Raw genomic sequence first — 22706 nt, 5'->3', positions numbered from 1 at the left:
TATGAAAAAATTATCTTTTTTAATTGCGACAGCATTGTGTATCATGGCATGTTCCGGTGGCTCTGACGAACAACCGGATGGGCCGGGTAACGGTAATGGAAATGGGGGTGGGGGGAGTACACCTAACCCTGTTTCATTCTCCAATCCTATAGTCGGCAAACAGTTGCCTGATCCGACTATAATTCATGCGGCAGACGGGAACTTTTATTTGTATGTTACCCAACAGGATAATATCTATATTCCGATTTACAAATCTACTAATATGACACAGTGGACTTATGCTGGGGCAGCCTTTCTGCAAAAACCGAACTGGCAGCCGGACACTCGCTTATGGGCTCCGGACATTAACTATATCAATGGCAAATATGTGCTCTATTATACTCTCGGGCACTGGGACTTGCCTAAGAATAGTTGTATCGGGGTGGCGGTCAGCGACTCTCCTGTAGGACCTTTTACGGATCACGGAAAACTTCTTGACTACAATTCTGGTACTATGCAGTGCATCGACCCTTGTTATTTTGAAGATAATGGTAAGAAGTATCTTTTCTGGGGAAGTTATAATAGTACTTCTAAAGGCTATGAAGGAGGTATCCGTTATGTAGAGTTAAGTGCTGACGGTCTATCCATTAAAGGGGCTGTTTCCGAAAAGATAGCGGGTCCTTCAATAGAAGGCATCATGGTTCATAAACGCGGGAATTATTATTATCTATTTGGCTCTACGGGTAGTTGTTGTGAAGAGGAAAGAAGTACGTACCGTGTAGTGGTGGGGCGTTCTAAAAATATCGAAGGTCCTTATGTGGGTAAAAACGGTACTGTGATGAAAGAAAATAGTAGTTATAATGAAGTAATTCTACAGGGTAATAACCTGTTTGCCGGAACCGGACACAATTCCGAAATTATCACGGATGACGAGGGTAATGACTGGTTCTTCTATCATGCCTGGCAGAAAGCGAAAATAGATAATGGTCGTCAATTGATGTGTGACCGCATACAATGGAGCAGTGATGGCTGGCCTTATATTACTAATGGCACACCGGCATCCGTATCTCGTGCACCTGTATTTAAAAACGAAGAAGAAAAAGAGTAATCTATGAAACTATTCAACTATTTATTGGCCGGGATATTGTGTGCTTCTGTCACTTGTCTCCCGGCGCAGCATCGGGCTGATCCCCAGAAATTGGTCAATCCGGAATCCTTTTCTATGATTTTGCTCGGTGATCCACAGGGATATACCAAGTATGATATTAACCAGCCGCTTTTTGATCTTTGTACCGCATGGATTGCGGACAATATAGAGTCGCTTAAAATTAAAGCTGTCCTTTGTACAGGCGATTTGGTGGAGCAGAATGATAATAATGTATTAAACCGTAAGATGCTGAACCAGACCAGTCGTGAAATGTGGGAGGCAGCATCGCAGGCTTTGAAAAGACTGGATAACAAAGTACCTTATATTATTGCCGCAGGCAATCATGATTATGGATACAAAGCCGCAGAAAACGGTCGTACTTATTTTCCTGATTATATTCCTTTTGAACGAAATTCTACCTGGCGGAATATCTGTGTCAGTGAATTTCCTAATCGTGAAGGCAGGGCGTCTTTAGAGAATTCGGCTTTTGAGTTTGATGAGCCGGGATGGGGAAAGATTTTGGTTATAGCAGTAGAGTTTGTGCCTCGTGATGAAGTTTTGCAATGGGCGAAAGATTTGGTAAACAAGCCGAAATACAAGAATCATAAGGTGATTTTTATCACTCATTCTTATCTTGATATAGGTAATAAGCGTGTTACGAAAGATGGGTATAAGATTTCTCCACAAAACTCGGGGCAGGCTATTTGGGAGAAACTTATTTATCCTTCTTCCAATATCCGTCTCGTACTTTGCGGACATGTGGGAAGAGGCACCGGTGAATATGAGAATAATGTGGCTTATCGGGTGGATAAGAACAGTGCCGGGAAAGATGTATCACAAATGACGTTTAATGTACAATATGTAGGAGGCGGTCCGGAAGGGAACGGAGGGGATGGTTGGCTTCGCATTCTGGAATTTATGCCGGATGGTAAAACGATCAAAGTACGTACTTATTCTCCCTTGTTTGGGATTTCAAAATTGACTAAGCATTTGGCGCATCGTACGGCACCGTACGATCAGTTTGATATTATATTGGAATAACTTGACCTAGTAAAAATACTCTTAATAGAAATAATGTAGATGAGAAAAATTGTATGTTCTTTAGTGATACTTATTAATAGTGTTTATCTATTTGCACAGTGGAAACCGGTTGGCGGTCGAATTATGACGGAATGGGCGGCGAAAATAGATGTTGAAAACGTGTTGCCCGAATATCCCCGCCCAATTATGGAACGTGCTGACTGGATAAATCTGAACGGATTGTGGAATTATGCTATTTCTCCGGTAGGTCAAGCTATGCCACAAAGTTATGATGGTCGGATTTTAGTTCCTTTTGCTGTAGAATCAAGCTTGTCCGGAGTGGGGAAAAGTCTTGGGGAGAAGAATGAACTTTGGTATCAGCGTCAATTCTCGGTTCCCTCCAAATGGAAAGGACATAGGATCTTATTGCATTTTGGGGCTGTTGACTGGAAAGCGGATGTTTGGGTAAATAAGGTAAAGGTGGGACAACATACAGGAGGATTTACTCCTTTTTCTTTTGATATCACGCCTGCCTTGCTGAATGGGGAAAATGAATTGATCGTGAAAGTGTGGGACCCGACTGATAAAGGTCCTCAACCTAGAGGAAAACAGGTTAGTAAGCCGGGAGGTATCTGGTATACTCCTGTCAGTGGTATTTGGCAAACAGTTTGGCTAGAACCTGTGCCAATCCGGTCGATTGGCAATATCAAAACGACTCCTGATATTGACAGGAATAAGTTGACAGTAGAGGTTATGACAGATCATCAGATGCTTTCAGATAAATTGGAGGTGAAGGTATTAGAAGGAAAGCAGTTGGTGGCTGTAGGAAGTTCCGTAAATGGTATTCCGGTTGAAATTGCTATGCCGTCTGATGTAAAGTGGTGGTCACCGGATTCTCCGTTTTTATATGATATGGAAATTTGTCTGTATTCAGAAAATAAGTTGATCGATAAGGTTAAGAGCTATACTGCCATGCGTAAATATTCAACGAAACGCGATAAAAATGGAATTGTACGTCTACAATTGAATAATAAGGACTTGTTTCAATTTGGTCTTTTAGATCAGGGCTGGTGGCCGGATGGCTTGTATACGGCACCTTCGGATGAGGCCTTAGTATATGATATTCAAAAGACAAAAGATTTTGGATATAATATGATTCGCAAACATATAAAAGTAGAGCCTGCCCGTTGGTATACGTATTGTGATCGTTTAGGGGTTATTGTGTGGCAGGACATGCCGAGTGGTGATAAGAATCCCGAGTGGCAGAATCGGAAGTATTTTGAGGGAACAGAATTTAAACGGTCTGCTGAATCAGAGGCTATTTATCGTAAAGAATGGAAAGAAATTATCGACTGCCTTTACTCTTATCCTTGTATTGGCACATGGGTACCTTTCAATGAGGCTTGGGGGCAGTTTAAAACCCCTGAAATAGCAGAATGGACAAAGCAATATGATCCTTCCCGTTTAGTGAATCCTGCCAGTGGAGGTAATCATTATACCTGTGGTGATATGCTCGATTTGCATAATTATCCCGGTCCGGAGATGTATTTATATGACGCACAGCGTGCAACTGTACTCGGAGAGTATGGAGGAATTGGTTTAGTGCTGAAGGAGCATCTTTGGGAGCCGAATCGTAATTGGGGGTATGTTCAGTTTAGTACTTCCAAAGAAGCTACTGATGAGTATCTGAAGTATGCTAATATGCTGAAGGATATGATTGCACGCGGATTCTCGGCTGCTGTTTATACACAGACTACAGATGTTGAGATCGAAGTGAACGGATTGATGACATACGACCGCAAAGTAATAAAACTGGATGAACAGAAATTGAAGAGGGCAAATACGGAAATTTGTGAAAGTTTAAAGTAAGAAGCCGGATTAGCTATTTGGCTGAACAAAAAACTCATCTGTAGCCATTCGAATTATAGATATAGTTTGCAATATTATATAATTGAGAAAACAGAATTCAGATACTTTCTTTGTATCTGGACTCTGTTTTTTTTGAATATATAATTCTATCCATTCCTTCATTTTTCAGTGAAATGTACCAAAATTGTCCTTCATTTGGATTATTTAGGTCGGTCAATTCTATTTAAATGCACTACTTTTGCCATCAGGAAAATTAATCACTTAACAAATAATCCCTGTATTATGAAAACAATTCTTAGCGCATTAGGACTTTCCCTATTGATCTTTACGAGTTGCGGTGGACAAAAAAAGGTTGAAGTAGACTTTATTCAGGACAACATCGACAACGCTGTGGCACAGAACACAATCCAGACGGACATTATTGAGAAGTCCGGTAAAATCTTGAATCCGAGAACAATCAACGAAGATGGGAGTATCTCTTACATACCGATGGAAGACTGGTGCTCCGGTTTCTTTCCCGGTAGTATATGGTTGACTTATAATCTGACGGGTGATAAGAAATGGTTGCCGCTGGCTGAGAAATATACAGAAGCTCTTGATTCTGTGAAATATCTGAAATGGCATCATGATGTAGGTTTCATGATCGGTTGCAGTTATTTGAACGGCTATCGCATGGCAGATAAGAAAGAGTACAAAGACGTCATTATAGAAGCTGCCAAATCATTGTCCACTCGTTTTCGTCCGAATGCAGGCGTTATCCAGTCATGGGATGCCGATAAAGGTTGGCAGGGAACACGGGGATGGAAATGTCCGGTGATTATTGATAATATGATGAATCTCGAACTCTTATTTGAAGCAACAGCTCTTTCCGGAGATTCTACTTTCTACAATATTGCAGTGAAACATGCTGATACAACAATGGCTCACCACTTCCGTCCGGACAACAGCTGCTACCATGTGGTAGATTACGATCCGGAGACAGGAGAAGTGCGTAAGAGACAAACTGCACAAGGATATGCCGACGAATCGGCTTGGGCTCGCGGACAAGCATGGGCTCTGTATGGATATACTACCTGCTATCGCTATACCAAAGATAAGAAATATCTCGACCAGGCACAAAAAGTCTATAACTTCATCTTTAATAATAAGAACCTGCCGGAAGACCTCGTACCATACTGGGATTATGATGCTCCGAATATTCCGAACGAACCGCGTGATGCTTCTGCAGCAGCTTGTACAGCCTCTGCCCTTTACGAACTGGATGGCTATCTGCCGGGCAACCACTACAAGGAAACGGCTGATAAGATAATGGAAAGTTTGGGCTCACCTGCTTATCGCGCAGAAGTTGGAACAAATGGAAACTTTATCCTGATGCATTCGGTTGGCAGTATTCCTCACGGTCAGGAAATTGACGTTCCTCTGAACTATGCTGACTATTACTTCCTGGAAGGACTGATGCGTAAAAGAGATTTGGAAAAGAAATAAGAAATAGACAATGAACGGTAAACAGTGAACGGTGAATGCTTAGCGGATTCTGACGGAACATGTTTACCGTTTATCATTCGCTACTTATTATCTATAACTTTCTATTGACCGTTTGTCATTTACCTGTTTTAATTATTTATCATAAACTATCATGAATAAACCTATAAACCTTCTTGTAGGAGGCTTGACGCTCTTTGCCGCACAAGGTTGCAAGGCTCCGAAACAAGCGTCCCAACAAGCGGAGCATCCTAATATAATCTATGTATTTCCCGATCAATACCGTAACCAGGCGATGGGCTTCTGGAGGCAGGACGGATTCCGGGATAAAGTAAACTTTGAAGGAGACCCCGTGCATACTCCTAATCTGGATGCCTTTGCACGTGAATCTATGGTCTTGTCGTCTGCACAGAGTAACTGCCCGTTGAGCAGCCCTCATCGTGGAATGTTACTGACCGGTATGTACCCGAACAAAAGTGGTGTACCATTGAATTGCAACTCTACACGTCCGATCAGCTCCTTGCGCGAGGATGCGGAATGTATCGGCGATGTGTTCAGCAAAGCAGGTTATGACTGTGCTTATTTTGGTAAACTTCACGCTGACTTCCCGACTCCGAACGATCCCGAACATCCGGGACAGTATGTGGAAGAAAAACGTCCGGCATGGGATGCCTATACACCGAAAGAACGCCGGCACGGCTTTAACTACTGGTATTCTTACGGAACATTTGACGAACACAAGAACCCGCATTATTGGGATACGGATGGTAAGAGACACGATCCGAAGGAATGGTCACCTTTGCACGAATCAGGCAAAGTCATTTCTTATCTGAAAAATGACGGTAACGTACGTGATACCAAGAAACCTTTCTTCATAATGGTGGGCATGAATCCTCCTCACAGCCCGTATCGCTCCTTGAATGACTGTGAAGAGCAGGATTTTAATCTTTATAAAGATCAGCCTCTGGATAGTCTGTTGATTCGTCCGAATGTCGATTTGAAGATGAAGAAAGCGGAGTCTGCACGTTATTATTTCGCTTCCGTTACCGGAGTAGACCGTGCTTTCGGACAGATTTTGACGACATTGAAAGAATTGGGATTGGATAAGAATACAGTCGTAATCTTTGCTTCCGATCATGGTGAGACGATGTGTAGCCAGCGCACTGATGATCCGAAGAATTCCCCTTATTCTGAATCCATGAATATTCCGTTCCTGGTTCGTTTTCCCGGTAAGATTCAGCCGAGGGTAGATGATTTATTGCTCTCCGCTCCTGATATTATGCCTACGGTGCTTGGCTTGTGCGGATTGGGTGATTCTATTCCGGCGGAAGTGCAGGGACGTAATTTCGCTCCTCTTTTCTTCGATGAAAAGGCTGAAATTGTTCGTCCTACAGGTGCACTGTATATTCAGAATGTAGATGGTGATAAAGATGAAAATGGATTGGTGCAGACTTACTTCCCTTCTTCAAGAGGTATCAAGACGGCTCAATATACATTGGCGTTATATATCGACCGTGATACGAAGCAATTGAAGAAAAGCCTCTTATTCGATGATGTAAAAGATCCATATCAACTGCATAACCTGCCTTTGGAAGAAAATAAGGAGATTGTGGCACAACTTTGCGGTGAAATGGGAGCTATGTTGAAGGAGATTAACGATCCTTGGTATACGGAAAAGATTCTGTCGGATCGGATTCCTTATTAGCGATTAGTAATTTATAAAACGCTGATTAACGCAAATAAGTGCCAATTTTAGGAGTAAATCTCTGCGACAATAATAGGTGTTAATCCGCATCCGCGTTTAAATTGAAAATAGTAATGAAAAACAGTTGTTTTATAGTATTATTCCTTTTGGGAATCATTCCTTCAGCTTTCGCTCAACTCATCGGATTTGAAGAAGAAGTGCCCGAAGCATTTACAGTTTCCGGAAAGGGAGAAGTGAAAATCTCTTCTCTTTTTTACAAGGAGGGTGAAAGTAGTCTGGAATGGGACTTTCAGCTTGGTTCTACGCTGGACATTCAAATTGCTCCTTTATCGTTGAATGCGAGAAATGAGAAGCAATTCGGCATTACCTTGTGGATTTATAATGAGAAACCGCAGCAGGATTCTATTCGTTTTGAGTTTCTGAATAAGGCAGGAGAAGTCTCTTATTGGTTCTCTTATCGTTTACAGGCAGCAGGTTGGCGGGCTTGTTGGATCTCTTTTGAGTATATGCAAGGAGATAAGAAAGATAAGAAAATCGTAGCCTATCGACTGGTTGCCCCGCAACGGAAAGGACGTATCTTTCTTGATCGTTTGACTTTCCCCGAAAAGAAAATGAATCTTCGTACTACTCCCGACCAGCAGTTGCCTGCCAATAATGGATTGTCTAATCGTGACCTATGGCATTGGTGTCTCGTGTGGAAATGGGAACAACAGTCGTATGATATCCCTCTGCCTTCTAAATTGTCAAGCGAACAAAAGAAAGAATTGAAGACTATCGAACAACGTTTGACTGACTTTCTGGAAGTGAAAAAGGCTCCGCAAGGACCGATTAATGCTGGCTATAAAACATTTGAGAAAGCGGCTATCAGTCCATCCATCGCCGGAACGGGATTTATAGGAACTCCTATTGTTGCTCCTGATGAACAGGACAAGAAGAAAGGAGAAATGTCATGGAACGATATTGAAACGATGCTTTCCGGCTTTGCCTATGATGCTTATTATAACCAGAACGAAACATCAAAGAAAAACTACTTTACTGTATTCGACTATGCTATCGATCAGGGATTTGCATACGGTAGCGGTATGGGTACCAATCATCATTATGGTTATCAGGTACGTAAGATATATACAACTGCCTGGCTGATGCGTGATGCTATCTATAAACATCCTCATCGGGATGCTTATCTCTCCACATTGCGTTTTTGGGCGGCTCTGCAAGAAACTCGTCAGCCATGCTCTCCAACACGTGACGAATTGTTGGATTCCTGGCACACGTTATTGATGGCGAAATTTATTTCCGCTATGATGTTTCCCGATGCAAGAGAACAGGCGCAAGCGTTGAGTGGTTTGTCACGTTGGCTATCTTCTTCTTTGCGTTATACTCCGGGAACGATCGGTGGTATAAAGGTAGACGGTACGACTTTCCATCATGGCGGTTTCTATCCGGGATATACCACTGGAGTACTTGCGACTGTAGGAGAATATATTGCATTTACCAATGGTACAAGCTTTGAACTGACAGAAGATGCGCGCAAACACATGAAATCAGCCTTTATTGCTATGCGCAATTATTGCAATTTCTATGAATGGGGCATCGGAATCAGTGGCCGTCATCCTTTTGGAGGGAAGATGGGAAGCGATGATATCGAAGCATTTGCCAATATCGCTTTATCCGGCGATTTGTCCGGTCAGGGAAATACGTTTGATCGTGGTCTGGCTGCTGACTATTTACGTCTGATACGCAATAGTGATACTCCGAATGCGCGTTTCTTCAAGAAGGAAGGTATTCAACCGGCACAGGCTCCACAGGGATTCTTCGTTTACAACTATGGTTCGGCAGGCATTTTCCGTCGTGCAGATTGGATGGTGACATTGAAAGGATATACCACTGACGTATGGGGTTCTGAAATTTATACGAAAGATAACCGTTACGGACGTTATCAGAGTTATGGCTCCGTGCAGATTATGGGGAAAGGAAATCCCGTGTCACGTGCCGGAAGCGGTTTTGTGCAGGAGGGATGGGACTGGAACCGTTTGCCGGGTACAACTACCATTCATTTGCCTTTCGATTTGCTTGATAGCCCATTGAAAGGAACGACTATGGCACGCTCCAAAGAGAATTTCTCCGGAAGCAGTTCTTTAGATGGTAAAAATGGAATGTTCGCTATGAAATTGGCAGAACGGGATTATGAGAATTTCACACCAGACTTTGTGGCCCGTAAATCCGTATTCTGTTTTGATAACCGGATGGTTTGCCTGGGAACAGGTATTTCGAACTCCAATGCGGATTATCCTACGGAAACGACTCTTTTCCAGACAAAATATAATGGTAAGGAGCCCAAAGTAGGAGAGGATAACTATTGGCTTCATGATGGTTATGACAATTATTATCATGTAGTGGACGGAACCGTTCGCGCACAGGTGGCAGAACAGGAATCACGGCACGAAAAGACGCGTGAAGTTACTAAGGGAAAATTTTCTTCTGCCTGGATAGAACATGGCAAGGCGCCGAAAGAGGGGACTTATGAATATATGGTATTGATACAGCCTTCTGCTTCCGATCTCGACGAACTGCGCAAAACTCCTGCATACGAGGTGTTGCAACGGGATCAGACAGCTCACGTTGTTTATGATAAAAAGACTGGTATCACGGCGTATGCTGCTTTTGAAGCTTATCAGCCTGCCACTGATAAAGTGTTCGTGGCTATTCCTGCGGAAACAATGGTGATGTATGCAAAAGAATCTGATAAGGGGATCCGTTTAAGCGTCTGTGATCCGAATCTGAATATAGAAGAGAAGACGTATACAACGAAAGAACCCAGTCGTCCTATTACTAAGGAGATACGGCTTAAAGGGCATTGGACATTGACAAGTCCGATGGAAAATGTCCGGTTGGAACAGCAGGGAGATCAGACCGTACTGACGGTAACTTGTCAGCATGGACAGCCGGTTGAAATGCTCATGGAAAATAAATAATTAGGGATATTCCTAAAATAATAAAATTTAAGGCAACTAATTCATTGCGAGTTAGTTGCCTTTTTTGTATCTTTAAGCATTCCCCCCCAAAAACGGTTTGACGGCCAAAACGGGGGGAATTAAAAATAAAAACACATGGTAAAGATACAAAAAATCTCAGAAATCGAACCTTGTTTAGGTTTTACCGAGTTCGATATGCTTAAAAAATATCGTCAAAGTTTTGCAACGAGTGAATTAGGTCGACTCCATTCTCTGTTCCCTTTCTCGGAACTGGCCCGACAAATGCATTTGAAGTCCTCTCCTTTGGGGCGTAAAAGTTATTTTTCTCCCGAAGGTAAAATAGCCTTGATGGTCTTGAAGTCCTATACCAACTTTTCCGATGCACAACTGATTGAGCATTTAAACGGTAATATTCATTACCAGTTATTTTGTGGTATTCAGATTGATCCGCTTCATCCACTGACCAATCCTAAAATCGTCAGTGCAATTCGTCAGGAACTAGCGGATCGCCTTGATATTGAGTCCCTCCAGCTCATTCTTGCCGAGCATTGGAAACCTTATCTTGAGAACCTTCATGTCTGTATGACCGATGCCACCTGTTATGAAAGTCATCTGCGCTTTCCTACTGATACCAAACTCTTATGGGAAGGTATTGTATGGCTTCATCGTCATCTGTGCAAACATTGCCAGACCTTGCACATACAACGTCCCCGTAACAAGTATCTTGATGTACGCCGTGCCTATCTTGCTTATAGCAAACTGCGTAAACGCAAGAAATCACAGACTCGTATGATTACACGAAGGTTACTTCAGTTATTGGAAAAGTTACTTGACCAGCTGGAGCAGCTTCATTCATCCTACAGGAACAGGCTTACACTATCCTCTGATTACCAAAGACGTTTCTCGGTCATACAGACAGTCCTTGAGCAAGGGAAAAATTTATTTGCAGGCAAAAAAGTGTCCAACCGTATCGTGAGTATCGACCGGCATTACCTTCGTCCCATTATCAGAGGCAAGGAAACCAAATCCGTTGAATTCGGAGCCAAAGTCAACAATATACAGATAGACGGAATCTCCTTTATAGAACATATCTCCTTTAAGGCTTTTAACGAAGGAGTACGTTTGAAAGACTGTATTCATCTGCAACAACAACTGACCGGGGTCAGGGTTAAGGCGCTTGCGGCGGATTCAATCTATGCCAATAATGCCAACCGGAAATTTTGTACAAAATATCATATAAGTACTTCCTTTAAGCGTAAGGGCAGAGCTGCCAAAGATGAGCCGCTTCGGAAAATCTTACGGTCGGAACTCAGCCGTGAAAGAGCTACCCGCCTGGAAGGAAGTTTTGGAACGCAGAAACAACATTACTCACTGGCCAGGATAAAAGCTAGAAACAGGAAAACGGAAGTACTTTGGATTTTCTTTGGGATACATACAGCCAATGCGGTATGTATGATAGAAAAGGTCGAAAAGAAAAAAAGAAAGGCAGCATAATCTGACTAAAATAACAGGAAAAACAGGAGAGGTTTTAACTTCCCCTAAAAAAGACATGTACATAATGCAAGGGTGGGAAGGAAAAAACAAGAATATGTAAACAATATTGTACAAAAAAGATAGAAGACTGGGAGAGTTGAACGAAAAAATCAAGAGAAAAGCTCACGTAAAGCAAAGCTTTTCTCTTGATTTTTTAGAAAGAGGAACATTTACTGAATATCCCTAATTAGTGAATAAGATAAGAGAAAATAAGAATTTAAAGAGAGGGTATTAGTTATCATGTTTCTATGAAAAAAGAGAAGACCGGTTCGTGTTGAGCCGGTCTTCTCTGCAGTTATACGGTGCGTTGGGCACTTTCTTTTCTTGTTATTTATTCAGTCTCCATTCGAAACCGTCTTTGGTATCTTTGATTTCAAATCCGAGTGCTGTCAGTGTGTTGCGGATTTCGTCGGAAGTAGCCCAGTCTTTGTTGGCTTTCGCTTTCATACGTTGTTCCAGTAACATATCTACTACCTTGCCGTAAGCTGCTTCACGACCATCTGAAGAGCCTTTTTCTTCTTTCAATCCCATGATGTCGAAACTGAACAGATGAAATGTTTCTTTCAGGTCTTTCAGGTCTTCGGCGGAGATGGTGGCATTACCGGCAATGATATTGTTTATAATGCGGGCGCCTTCGAAAAGCTGTGCGATGACAATCGGTGTATTCAAGTCGTCATTCATTGCTTCGTAGCATTTAGCGCGCAGTTCTTTCACGTTGATTCCCTCTGAAGTTGTCGATGAGGGAGTTATCTTATCCAATGCGTCAATGGCTTCCATCAGACGCTGCAGGCCTTTTTCGGATGCTTGCAGTGCTTCATTGCTAAAGTCTACCGTGCTGCGGTAATGAGCTTGCAGGATGAAGAAACGGATTGTCATTGGTGTATAGGCTTGCGCCAGCAGCTTATGAGTACCGGTGAAGAATTCGTCCAGAGTGATGAAGTTGCCAAGTGATTTACCCATCTTGGTTCCGTTGATGGTAATCATGTTGTTGTGCATCCAGTAGTGAACCATGTCATCGCCTTGTGAAGCTACCGATTGTGCGATTTCACATTCGTGGTGAGGGAAAATCAAGTCCATTCCTCCTCCGTGAATATCGAAGTGTTCACCCAGGTATTTACGTCCCATAGCGGTACATTCGGCGTGCCATCCGGGGAAACCGTCGCTCCATGGAGACGGCCAGCGCATGATATGTTCAGGTTGTGCCTTTTTCCAAAGGGCGAAGTCGGCGGGATTGCGTTTTTCGCTTTGTCCGTCGAGGTCACGGGTGGTATTTAATACGTCGTCCAGATTACGTCCGGAAAGTTTTCCGTAGTGGTAATCTTTATTGTATTTGGCTACATCGAAGTAGACGGAGCCTTCGCTTTCATAGGCATATCCGGCATCCAAAATCTTCTGTACCAGTTGGATTTGTTCAATGATATGTCCTGAAGCATGTGGCTCAATGCTTGGAGAAAGTACATTCAACGCTTCCATTGCTTTATGATAGCGGTTCAGGAAATATTGAACAACCTCCATTGGTTCCAACTCTTCCAGACGTGCTTTCTTGGCAATCTTGTCTTCTCCGTCATCGGCATCGTGTTCCAGATGACCTACGTCGGTAATATTTCGTACGTAGCGTACTTTATATCCTAGGTGGGTGAGATAGCGGAATAACACATCGAAGGTTATAGCCGGACGGGCGTGTCCTAAATGGGCATCTCCGTAAACAGTCGGTCCGCACACATACATGCCTACATGAGGTGCATGAAGCGGTACAAACAACTCTTTCTTTCTATCTAAGGTGTTGTAAATGGTAAGTTGATGTTCCATAACATTTTATATTTGTTTTATTGGAACCGCAAAGTTAGTATAAAATCTGAATATGCGCCCTATCTTTAATCGGTTGATTTTAAGTGTCGGATCGTTTTTACCGGTAATTTGATTTGTTTCCCGGTATGAAACTAACAGTTTCACACCGAGGAACCAATAGTTTCATTCCTTGAAACCAAAGGTTTCTCACCGAGAAACTAAAACTCTGCCGGCATGTCAGTAGATGTTTGGCTATTGTTGATTGCAAAACTTATTGATTGCTTCTGCTACACCGTCCTCTTCGTTACTCAGGGTGATGTAATCTGCTGCTTTTTTTATAGGTTCTTGAGCATTTCCCATGGCAATCCCCAATCCTGCAAACTTAATCATGGATAGGTCATTATAGCCATCACCTATGGCTATAACTTCTTCACGTGCTACTCCTATTTCTTTTAACAGGACGGCCAAAGAAAGAGCCTTGTCGATACCTTGCGGGACTAATTCGAGAAAATAGGGTTCTGAACGGAAAACATTAATGCGACCTTGCAGCCGGAGACAAAGTTCGGCTTCAAGTGGAATCAGTTTATCGGAATCTCCTACGATGAGGCATTTGGCTACGGGAAGCGTGATGTCTGTCAGGAAGTCATTTGTCTCCCGAACTGCCATTTTATTGAGAAAGGCCTCTTTTAATACGTATGGATCTTGAGAGTTTTCGGTTATTATCTCTGCTCCGTCATAGGTTAATATACTTAGTTGATGGGTACGGGCACATTCGTAGAGCACTGGAACAACTTCATTAGGCAACACATTTTCATATACCATCTCTTGTGTTTCCCAATTAATGATTTCTCCTCCGTTATAGGACAGGATGAATCCACCGAATTCATTCATACGTAACTCATTAGCTAATGGCACAATACCATAAGTAGGTCGACCGGAAGCTAATACCAGTCGTATTCCTTGCTCTTGCATACGTATCAGAGTTTCCCTGTTGCGGGGAGTGATTTCCTTTTTAGAGTTGGTGAGTGTGCCGTCAAGATCGAGCACGATAAGTTTGTATTTCATGTAGGGTTGTTTTGGATGCAAAGATAAATTAAAAAAGTTTTTCTGCAAGGTGGTGGGGGAAAAGATGTGGTTTTAGCTGAAATTGCACTGTGAAAGTGCAATTTGTTTTGTTATTTGCACTATTATAGTGCAAATAATCGTATCTAAGCCTGCCATCGTTTGTTCGACTTGGCAGATGCTTTTGTAAAGATGGGAGGCAAGTACTTGTTTATTGATGAAATTTATAAAAATAAAGATTGGTCGAAAGAGCTTAATTTGATTTACGATTATCATTCAAAGTTGGATATTGTTTTTACAGGTTCATCTGTATTAGATATATTCGAGTCCTCGCGCTGTCATGTATCAGATGCAGGGGCTTTCTTTTTGAACCAGACCCGTATTTTTTAGGATGTAGTAGCTTCTCCTGTTTCTGATTTCTTGATTGATGATATGACATTTAGATAGATAAAAGCCGCATAACTTTCGTTATGCGGCTTTTATTATTAAACTGGTAAAAGAGTTTTATTCAATTGTTGCTCCATAACCGGCTACATCGCTAGCTAATGTAAATATTCCATTTACATAATCATATTGAGTAATAGGAGCTGTTGCGTGCTTGGTTATGTTATTACTGCTTGCTGGTTCTTTAACTTGAGAACCTGTATGATAATAATTCCAATTTTTGGTTAAGCCATATACGATATTATCGGTTACATCTATTTGAGGCGTGCAACTTTCTAAGAAAGAATAATAGTAGGAGCCGAATTCTGCTTCTGGACTTACGTCAAAGATATTCTTGCTTATAGTCAATGATGTTCCTTTTTGGTATCTGAAGAATATATTGCTACCTACCATGTTGACAAAAGTATTATTTAGAATTTCGGCAGAAAGTACACCATCTGATTGAGGAGTATTGCCTGCAGCCCAATTTAATATTTGTACGCCTTCTTGAGGTGTCTGGCTATACACAATATTGTTCTTGAAGTTGAAAGTTTTATAATCTCCTAAATTGAAACCTTTATATATATTTATCAAGGCAATTTTTATAGCATTAACTTCAATACGAGTGTCTTGAACAGAAATGTTATTTATACCAAAATATCCCTTTTGTGCTGCATCGTAATAAATTGGTTTCAAGACATTCGCAATCAGACAGTTGTCAAAGCATATGTCAGTGAAGTCTCCACTGTTGGTAATACCTGCATTGTTTATGAAGTAACCTGCATTGCTACCTCCATTGAGATCACTTAAATCTATTTTTATATTCTTAAAAAGTAGCTTTCCTTTGCATGATTTCCAGCAATTAGCAGGACGAAGTGTTACTTGCTCGTCATCATATTGACCGATGATAATAACATCATTACTGATTGATTTTACTCCGGCTGTGGTAAAATTGTGTGCTGTACCTGTGAGGAACAGTATAACTGGTTTACTCATTGTGGCACTAAAGTAAGTATCAAGTGCTACATCGGCATCTGTTGCATCCAATATTTGTATGTCAGCATCTGAATAAATTTGGTTGTTGATGGTGATGCCGCCGATAGTAATGTCTTTACCATTATCAAAATCAGCCTTATAATCCGTACGATTCTTGATACTAACCTGAATCTTTGCAATCATAGCATACTTTCCACTTGTTGCCAATACCGCAATATCAGTACTGTTATCAGCTGTTGCACGAGTCATCATCTTTGCGCTTGATGCAGGAGCAGTAACAACCAATACATTTTCTTTTCCAGCTTCCTTAGAGAATTTAGCACTCCAGCCTTCGGGAGCAGTAATCATTGTATTTTCTACTCCTCTCACGGTCATGGTAAACTCTTTCACTTCACCTGCCGAAAACTCCTGTACTTGTTTTAAATCTTCGGCTGCAAAACTACATTCGAAATCACGAACGATAGGGATACGTATGGTTGGAGCATCTTCACCTGCAAGTACTAAGACCAGTTCGTTGTTTTCTACTGTTACACTCTTGAAGTTTTTGTCTTCTGTCGGAGCAGAACCGTCACCGGTTGCGCTGACTTTGTCGTTAGTTCCTTCTTTGTATATATAACTATAATTCTTTCCTCCGTCATAGCTAACCTGCCAGTAACCTTCACTATCTACATTGAATGTAGGAGTCTTGCCACTCTCTCCATTAGCTTTCACAGGTTGTCCGTTTACAGTCAGACGCTCCGGAGTTTCATTTTTGTTGTAAAGAACAGTCCAGTAGCCTTCTGAATCAATACCGATAATAGGGCATAACAGGTTATTATCGTTTTTCATATATAGATTTACTGTCTTTCCATTGCTCAAAGTGAGTGTGTAGGAATCAGACTTTTCCTCTATATTAGTAATAAATGTTCCTTCATTATAAAGTTCGCGAAGAGCTTCAGTATTACTATTTATATCACGTACTTGTGTTTCGAGTGCGGTAACGCGCTTTTTCAGTGCGTCTACATCATCTTCCAAATCGTCAATGTTGGTACATGCTACCAGGCATACAGCCAATAACATGAACATACTCCATACTTTTTTCATGATTATATTGTTTTAAAGTTATTATTTTAAAGAGGATAGCCAGGAAGGAACATATCCCAAACGTTTACGTAATTGAGCCTCATAGAGTGAATATGGTTCCACAGCAGTTCCGTTACTTTCGAGCCGCTTCATTTGAGTATCATCAAAATCTAAAGGACTTCCGTGGAAACCGACAATGATAGGAGGCATAAATTTCCACCAAAAGCCGTTACCATCCCACCAGGTAAATTTACCTCCTGTATCGATGTCCTGGTCTGTTTGTGCATTTGTTGCGTAGAAATTCCATATTGTCAGATTCTCCATGTGATTAGGCATTTGAGCAGAGTCTCCTCCTTGTCTCCAATGCATGAAACCACCGGAACAGCAGTCGATTAGTGTTGCACGTGGCTGTGTGGCATGTGATTCAAAGCAAGAATCATCTCCCCATCTAACATTCCATATTACAGCACCCATACTTTGCTTTGAAACGCCGCAAGCGTGATATTGGCCAACGTTCGTTTTATATTCCATCAATGTGCTTTCACCTTCTCCTTTTCTAAGTGTGTAGCCATTGCTGTTTTCAGTTACTTTTCCAATAAAGATACGGGAAGAAGCCTGTGAACGGATAGAGGCGTGTCCACGATTACCGCCAATAGTGATGTCATAAGCAGAACAGTTGGCAGAATTTGTGATTGACATGGCTTCACTAACACTCTCAAAATTAACCCGGCGCATCCACGAATTGGTCAGACGCACAAAATCGATGAGCTTAAAACCACCATCGTCAATGTCAGAGCCGTGATGGATGAATTTTTCTTTGGCATGTCCTTTGAATGTAAGGTCTTCTACACCCACATTGGCATAATTGGCGAATTTATGTACATTCCATCCCCAATCTTTATTGATGGCGTGCATGATCGGCTCTTTGAAGGTGACACTATTACCACTGATTTTCTCAATCTGATGATATTCGTATATCTGAATCCCTTTTGTCTTGATATTGGGAGTACCGCCTTGCTGTATCTTAATATCTTCCCATTTGTGTGGATATAATTCGGAGTTAATTACATTGTCATCCGTATTTTCCAATACAAGGCATACCCAACTGCCTGCGCTTACTCCGGTTAAACTGGCTGTTATGGTTCTGCTGCCTATGGGAGCATCTTCAGTGATAACACCTATTGATTCTTTTAATCCTGTATTGTGTTTGAACTCCATCATGACAGGAGCATTCCACATTTCTTCTGTTGGTTTCGGAGAATTATTTGCAGCAGTCATTTCGAGTGTTGTTTTGTTTCTTCCGGCTCCTTTTAAAACAATATCACTCATTGATATACGAATTCTGCGATCTTTAGAATCCTCATCTTGCAGGATATAATTTCCTTCGGGGAAGTAGATAATAGCTTTAGCATTTTCCTTGATATATCGGTCGGTCATATTGAGGTCTTCTTGCTTTGTTTCACTTGCTATTTCTTCCAATACCTTCATGAAAGCTGCTCTGTCAGATTTGCCGTCGTTTGGGATAGCTCCGTATTTGGGATCTGTAACATCATATACTTTATATCCTTGTGCTATTAATGTTTCTGTTTCAGGAGGTGCTATTTCACCATGTTTATATCCGGCGTATGAAAAGTCTAATAACACATTCTGTTGGTCAGCGTTAACAAACTGCTGCCAGGCTTCTGCTCCGGCTTCGCTGGAAAGTTGTTTAACTTCAATAGATACAATACGGATATAATTCTTTGATGAAGTCAGTACAATTTTAATAGTTTCTTCCATATCCTTTGTCGCAGTTGCTTGTGGTGTGATAGTTAACAAGTTCTCGGATAAAAGAACATTCCATCCTTTGGGAGCTTGTACTACGGCTTGTTGTACGTCATTCTGTTCTACTTTATATTCCTTATGATTCTCATTGGGGGCGAAAACCTGCACAGTTTGTTCGCTGTCGGCATCATTGAGACCATAAATTATCAGTCCAAAGGTGTCATCTACCGGAAAGGTATATGTTTTTCCTCCATCGGATAATGTGAATGAGAAAGTATGGTTTGCTTCATTATATTCTACCTTACTGAATATACTGGTTCCTCCCTGACTTCCACCTTCGGCCTTAGTTCCTAAGCTTGTATACGTTTGTCCATTATCGTAGCTCACTTGCCAATATCCACTGGAAGATACGCTGATTAATGGAGTTGCCACCACATTGCCTTCTTCATCACGGGGCCATGCTGATACTTTCTCTCCATCGGCTCCTGGCAGATATTTGAAATTAGTATTATTACTTGTTTTATATATCCAGTAGCCTTCTTCGTCTACGGAAAATTCAGGGACAGACGCCTGTACTGCTTCACTTTCCATGACTTTAATGCTTGTTCCGTCACTAAGTTCCAGCAAATATCCCAGACCATCTTTAGTCGGAGTAATTCCGATAATGACTTTGTTTTTTTGCATAAGGGCTTGCAGACTGGCAAATGAAGTATTCAGTCCTTCCGTTGCTTTTTCCAAAGCAGCGACACGGTCTTTCAGAGAATTGATGTCTGCTTCCAGGTCATCTGTTTTCTGGCACGATTGCATGATTGCCAACATGCTGCAAATACCAAATAGTAATAGGTAGGTAATGCTCCTGTTTTTCATACGTTTATTATTTCGGGTTATTTATAATTTTCACAATGGCAAAGATAACCGGATAAAATAAGAGTATATGGATAAAAAAATTCAGGAATACGATGAAATAATACATTTTACACGTCTCTGTGATAGATTGCGACTTTATGTATTATTAGAGCAGGTCTACCCATTGCTCGTTGCTTAATATAGGTAATGGCTCACTATCAGTAACAAATGTTTCTGCCAGTTTCCGTTTCTCATCTTGTAGGTGAAGAATCTTTTCTTCGATACTGTTTTGGGTAATGAAGCGGTAAGCAATTACTTGCTTGTCCTGCCCGATACGATGGGCGCGGGCGATCGCCTGCGATTCGGCGGCAGGATTCCACCAGGGGTCTATGATAAATACATAGTCGGCTTGAGTCAGATTAAGTCCCACGCCTCCTGCTTTTAGTGAAATCAGGAATGCCTGGACGTCTTTTTGATCGGTGAAATGGGTGATTTCGGAAGGACGGTTGTTGGTCGATCCTGTTAATAAGGCATATTTCCAACCCCGTTCGTGGAAAGCTTCGGCGAGCACCTCCAGATGTCTGACGAATGAGGAGAAAATTAAAACTTTGTGGCCTTCGCTCTGTAGCGTATCGAATGTTTCGATTATCTGTGCCGTTTTTCCGGATGTTCCGGTATAGTCGGGAAGGATAAGTTGCGGGTGGCAAGATAGTTGTCGTAAACGTAAGATGCCATTTAATACACTAAACGAATGAAGCCTGTCGGTACTTTGAGGATGCTGAAGAAGGATGTTGCGCAGGCTGTTTTTCTCCTGTTCGTAACAAGTATTCTGCTCTTCAGTCATGTCGCAGTAGATGGTCTCTTCGGTAAGTGCCGGAAGTTCCGGAGCTACCTCTTTCTTGCTTCTACGGAGGATAAATGGGGCTGTCAGTTGTTGCAATAATACTTTTGCACGGGCATTCCCCTGACGAATCGGCATTATAAACTGCTTTTGGAAAGCATTTTCCGTACCCAGTAAGTCTGGTTGTATAAAGTGAAATTGAGCCCACAGGTCCTTTAATGAGTTTTCGATGGGAGTGCCAGTAAGTACAAGCCGGTGTTTACTTTGTAGTCGAATGGCTGACCGGAAGGTGAGCGATTCGCTATTTTTGATATTCTGGCTTTCATCGAGCACGATGTATTCGAAACGGTATGAACAGAGTATATCAATGTTATTCCTCATCATGCCATACGTCGTAAAGATCAAGTGAAAATGACCGAAGAATTTTTCCGGTTGTTCCTTGTCTATAGCCATGGTGTTGTTGTATTCCGCCATCGAGAGTGCTGTAAAGCGTTTGGCTTCCCGTCGCCAGTTATGAAGTAGCGATGTGGGGACAACGATCAGGGTAGCCGGTTGTCTGGGGGTAGATGGTTTATATATATACTGTAATAGAGTAAGAGTTTGGAGTGTCTTCCCAAGCCCCATGTCATCTGCCAGGCATCCGCCAAATCCTTGTTTATGCAAATGTACCATCCATGAGAATCCTTTCTGCTGATAGGGACGTAACGTTGCTTTGAGGTTTTTGGGTACGGCAATATTTTGTATCTGTTGCTTCACCGGAAATTTCTTTAATTCCTCTTCACCTAAGGCGGTCTGTGCGGCACCTACAAATGTATGTTTCAAGCGGATTCCTTTTTCCGTTTGAATTCCCATCTCTAGTAAATTCGCATATTTGCTGAACCATTCCTCTGGCAGGAGAATCATGCGGCCATCAGGTAACAGATATTCTCTCTTTTCCTCCAGGATATGTTTGCGGAAGCGTGAAAAAGGAATACGTAGATTGCCGATAACAACGGTGATGTGCAATTCAAACCAGTCGACCTCATCGTCACAACTTTGCTCGATGCGTATCTCGTCCAGGCAATAAGGTGTGTTTCCCATATTGCTGGTGAGATGGAAGGACTGCTGCAACATCTCCCGATGGCTGTTGATCCATTCGACGATCGTTTTCTCCGGAGCTTCAGGGGATAGGCTGAAATGTGTATTATTGAGTTGTTGCAGGCCTGCATCCGTTAAGAGCTGAACGACTTGTTCTTCAGCAGTAATGTTCCGGCGAAAAAAGAAGATTTCACCGGATGTTTTCCGATAAATGATTTTTTTCATTTCAAGGGCACTATCCGATGTAAATGTCTGATCTCCATAACGGAAACCAAGCTGCAATGCTTGTCCGTTGTACGTGGTATCTTCGAATGAGAGAATTGCTTCACAGGGGCATTTCTCTTCCATTATACTCAAACCGTGAGTCTCGATTTCATGATAACGAGCAATCGGGATAACAATGTTATCTATGTATTTTTCAATTTGGGAAGCGTCTACGCTGATCGATCTTTTCTTTGTAAAAGGTAAGATGCGTGCGCTTTCAATGTGCGGAAAGAAGTATAGCTCCATTCCCAATAATAGCGTGGCTGGTGCGGATGTCAGTACAACCACAGGTTTCAACTCACTTAAAGAGAATGGCTGTCCTTCATAATAGCACTGCAACTGATAACGAAACGTTTTATTGTCAACATGAAACGTTACACGAATTTCTGCATTATGAGGATTTATGTGATAGGCATGATGGGCGTATAGTATTTTACTGCCGGCTTGTTTCTGATAAAAAGGCAGTCCGTTGTCCCGTATCAGTATCAGCATTTCCAACAGTTTCTTTTCGATAGATGGACGGATATCATTCTTTATTCGTTCCGGATCTTCGGATAATTTATGTAAAAAACGCGATACTGTTTTTTCGCGGGAGTAGACTCTCATTAGATGCTTCTCTGTATAATAAGAGGCGATATGAATAGCTTGTCTTTCTGACTCACTCATCTTGCTCATAGCTTCGGGAGAGGCGTGAAATGCTTGTTCTACCAATTGCAAGGTACCATCGTCCAGCTTTTCCGCAATATAGGGAATCAGCAATATGCCGAGTATCGGATGGTTTGTGAAAACGATTATAACTTGTCCGTTAGTTGGTCTCTCTTTCATTCTCTTTTAGACTTTAACAAACAAAGATACGGGAAAATACTTAATTTT

The 22706-nt window shown here is 41.8% G+C and carries 12 protein-coding genes and 1 pseudogene; 8 read left to right on the top strand and 5 right to left on the bottom strand.

What is annotated here, in order from left to right; genetic code table 11:
* Nucleotide 1 precedes the first annotated feature (1 nt).
* From KSX81_RS10720 to KSX81_RS10690, 7 genes are all read left to right on the top strand, one after another.
* A complete protein-coding gene (locus tag KSX81_RS10720) occupies nucleotides 2-1087 on the top strand; it encodes a family 43 glycosylhydrolase (protein ID WP_004307466.1) in 1086 nt (361 codons plus the stop codon).
* 3 nt (nucleotides 1088-1090) lie between these two features.
* Complete coding sequence (locus KSX81_RS10715) at nucleotides 1091-2167, top strand: metallophosphoesterase (RefSeq protein ID WP_004298323.1); 1077 nt, start codon at nucleotides 1091-1093, stop codon at nucleotides 2165-2167.
* 39 nt (nucleotides 2168-2206) lie between these two features.
* Nucleotides 2207-4015 (top strand): glycoside hydrolase family 2 protein, encoded by a 1809-nt coding sequence (locus tag KSX81_RS10710; RefSeq protein WP_004298322.1) that lies wholly within the window; start codon nucleotides 2207-2209, stop codon nucleotides 4013-4015.
* Between the two features lie 282 nt (nucleotides 4016-4297).
* Nucleotides 4298-5500: a glycoside hydrolase family 88 protein gene (locus KSX81_RS10705; protein WP_004298320.1), complete on the top strand. Its 1203-nt coding sequence runs from the start codon at nucleotides 4298-4300 to the stop codon at nucleotides 5498-5500.
* 151 nt (nucleotides 5501-5651) lie between these two features.
* Nucleotides 5652-7202 (top strand): sulfatase, encoded by a 1551-nt coding sequence (locus tag KSX81_RS10700; protein ID WP_004298319.1) that lies wholly within the window; start codon nucleotides 5652-5654, stop codon nucleotides 7200-7202.
* Nucleotides 7203-7315: 113 nt separating this feature from the next.
* On the top strand, nucleotides 7316-10177 hold the full coding sequence (locus KSX81_RS10695) for a chondroitinase family polysaccharide lyase (RefSeq protein ID WP_004298318.1): 2862 nt from the start codon (nucleotides 7316-7318) through the stop codon (nucleotides 10175-10177).
* 135 nt (nucleotides 10178-10312) lie between these two features.
* Complete coding sequence (locus KSX81_RS10690) at nucleotides 10313-11671, top strand: transposase (protein ID WP_217726205.1); 1359 nt, start codon at nucleotides 10313-10315, stop codon at nucleotides 11669-11671.
* A 366-nt stretch (nucleotides 11672-12037) separates the two neighbouring features.
* On the opposite strand, the gene cysS is transcribed toward KSX81_RS10690, so the two are convergent.
* On the bottom strand, nucleotides 12038-13519 hold the full coding sequence (gene cysS / locus KSX81_RS10685; protein ID WP_004298317.1) for a cysteine--tRNA ligase: 1482 nt from the start codon (nucleotides 13517-13519) through the stop codon (nucleotides 12038-12040).
* A gap of 231 nt (nucleotides 13520-13750) precedes the next feature.
* A complete protein-coding gene (locus tag KSX81_RS10680) occupies nucleotides 13751-14563 on the bottom strand; it encodes a Cof-type HAD-IIB family hydrolase (protein WP_004298316.1) in 813 nt (270 codons plus the stop codon).
* A gap of 147 nt (nucleotides 14564-14710) precedes the next feature.
* Here KSX81_RS10680 and KSX81_RS10675 point away from each other — a divergent pair.
* A pseudogene (locus tag KSX81_RS10675) lies at nucleotides 14711-14927 on the top strand (AAA family ATPase); the annotation flags it as partial.
* A gap of 137 nt (nucleotides 14928-15064) precedes the next feature.
* Here the strand turns inward: KSX81_RS10675 and KSX81_RS10670 are convergent.
* The 3 genes from KSX81_RS10670 to KSX81_RS10660 all read right to left on the bottom strand — a co-directional run bounded on the left by KSX81_RS10670 (nucleotide 15065) and on the right by KSX81_RS10660 (nucleotide 22658).
* Nucleotides 15065-17062 (bottom strand): PL29 family lyase N-terminal domain-containing protein, encoded by a 1998-nt coding sequence (locus tag KSX81_RS10670; protein ID WP_004298314.1) that lies wholly within the window; start codon nucleotides 17060-17062, stop codon nucleotides 15065-15067.
* Nucleotides 17063-17083: 21 nt separating this feature from the next.
* Complete coding sequence (locus KSX81_RS10665) at nucleotides 17084-19672, bottom strand: DUF4955 domain-containing protein (RefSeq protein ID WP_004322491.1); 2589 nt, start codon at nucleotides 19670-19672, stop codon at nucleotides 17084-17086.
* A gap of 145 nt (nucleotides 19673-19817) precedes the next feature.
* Entirely contained in the window at nucleotides 19818-22658 is a 2841-nt protein-coding gene (locus KSX81_RS10660; RefSeq protein WP_217725983.1) for a DEAD/DEAH box helicase, read from the bottom strand.
* Between the last annotated feature and the right edge of the window lie 48 nt (nucleotides 22659-22706).

It is taken from the genome of Bacteroides sp. MSK.18.37 (assembly GCF_019129155.2).
In the GTDB taxonomy this organism is placed as follows: Bacteria; Bacteroidota; Bacteroidia; order Bacteroidales; family Bacteroidaceae; genus Bacteroides; species Bacteroides ovatus.
This window is presented reverse-complemented; position numbering and strand designations above follow the sequence as displayed.

Excerpts from the sequence above, each read along its gene's own strand:
- KSX81_RS10680 (WP_004298316.1), bottom strand. The coding sequence starts at position 14,563 with ATGAAATACAAACTTATCGTGCTCGATCTTGACGGCACACTCACCAAC.
- KSX81_RS10700 (WP_004298319.1), top strand. The coding sequence starts at position 5,652 with ATGAATAAACCTATAAACCTTCTTGTAGGAGGCTTGACGCTCTTTGCC.
- KSX81_RS10695 (WP_004298318.1), top strand. The coding sequence starts at position 7,316 with ATGAAAAACAGTTGTTTTATAGTATTATTCCTTTTGGGAATCATTCCT.
- KSX81_RS10665 (WP_004322491.1), bottom strand. The coding sequence starts at position 19,672 with ATGAAAAACAGGAGCATTACCTACCTATTACTATTTGGTATTTGCAGC.
- KSX81_RS10660 (WP_217725983.1), bottom strand. The coding sequence starts at position 22,658 with ATGAAAGAGAGACCAACTAACGGACAAGTTATAATCGTTTTCACAAAC.
- KSX81_RS10715 (WP_004298323.1), top strand. The coding sequence starts at position 1,091 with ATGAAACTATTCAACTATTTATTGGCCGGGATATTGTGTGCTTCTGTC.
- cysS (WP_004298317.1), bottom strand. The coding sequence starts at position 13,519 with ATGGAACATCAACTTACCATTTACAACACCTTAGATAGAAAGAAAGAG.
- KSX81_RS10710 (WP_004298322.1), top strand. The coding sequence starts at position 2,207 with ATGAGAAAAATTGTATGTTCTTTAGTGATACTTATTAATAGTGTTTAT.
- KSX81_RS10705 (WP_004298320.1), top strand. The coding sequence starts at position 4,298 with ATGAAAACAATTCTTAGCGCATTAGGACTTTCCCTATTGATCTTTACG.
- KSX81_RS10690 (WP_217726205.1), top strand. The coding sequence starts at position 10,313 with ATGGTAAAGATACAAAAAATCTCAGAAATCGAACCTTGTTTAGGTTTT.
- KSX81_RS10670 (WP_004298314.1), bottom strand. The coding sequence starts at position 17,062 with ATGAAAAAAGTATGGAGTATGTTCATGTTATTGGCTGTATGCCTGGTA.
- KSX81_RS10720 (WP_004307466.1), top strand. The coding sequence starts at position 2 with ATGAAAAAATTATCTTTTTTAATTGCGACAGCATTGTGTATCATGGCA.